Raw genomic sequence first — 438 nt, 5'->3', positions numbered from 1 at the left:
CTTTCAACGTACGCTTGCGCGTGCTCATCACCTGATGGCATTCGCGCACCTGCGGCAACAGGCGCTCGACTTCGACGCGCGCGGCCGGCGGGGTGTCGCTGTCGGACAAGGTCTCGTTGAAAGCCTTGAGCAGACGGTCTTCCGACTCTTCCAGTTCGGCCACATAGCCGTACTGGGTGTCGCCGAGGGTCGCGCGTACCTTGCCGTAGAACTGCTGCATCGAGCCGACGAAGGTGCCGTGCTCGGCCGGCTTGCCGCCCGCGGCGACCACCGCCGAACTCAGGCTGGTGACGATGTCGGCCTTGACGCCTGCGATGCGCACGAACAGCGCCGACAGTTCGGCATCTTTCACCTTCTGCGCCGCTTCGGTGTAGAAGTCCTTGCCGTCGCGCGCGATTTCGATCAGGTCGTTGAGGGTATGCGTGGTCTTCGCCTGGG

General features: G+C 64.4%; 1 protein-coding gene. It reads right to left on the bottom strand.

The features are described 5' to 3' along the window. The coding region (locus LC407_RS20825) for a PA2169 family four-helix-bundle protein (protein ID WP_223483531.1) at nt 1–438 on the bottom strand (438 nt) is incomplete at both ends.

It is taken from the genome of Stenotrophomonas sp. OVS01A (genome assembly GCF_019969775.1).
Lineage (GTDB): Bacteria > Pseudomonadota > Gammaproteobacteria > Xanthomonadales > Xanthomonadaceae > Stenotrophomonas > Stenotrophomonas indicatrix.
The sequence above is the reverse complement of the archived record's forward strand: the minus strand, read 5'-3'. Positions and strand labels throughout refer to the sequence as shown.